Below are 272 nucleotides of genomic sequence, written 5' to 3' on the forward strand. Positions count from 1 at the left end.
TAAAATGAACAAAATAGATCCGCTGCAGGCGCTAGGGAGGGTCGAATAATGACAAAGGGATTGCAAATTCACAATATCTCGAAATATTACGGAGAAGGCACGAATCGATTGACGGCGCTAGATCGCGTATCGATTGAAGTCGGACCCGGCGAATTTGTAGCTGTAGTCGGCCCGTCCGGCTCCGGCAAGAGCACTTTCCTGTCTATCGCAGGGGCGCTTCTTCAAGCCTCGGAAGGGGAGGTCCAGGTGAACGGGACTTCGATCTCCCGACT

The 272-nt window shown here is 52.6% G+C and carries 1 protein-coding gene; it reads left to right on the plus strand.

From position 1 onward, the window contains the following. Positions 1 to 48: 48 nt before the first annotated feature. Positions 49 to 272, plus strand: a 224-nt coding sequence (locus NLU14_RS21845) for an ATP-binding cassette domain-containing protein (protein ID WP_275710568.1), incomplete at its 3' end; no start/stop codon positions are given.

It is taken from the genome of Marinobacter iranensis (assembly GCF_029207565.1).
GTDB classification, from domain to species: Bacteria; Pseudomonadota; Gammaproteobacteria; order Pseudomonadales; family Oleiphilaceae; genus Marinobacter; species Marinobacter iranensis.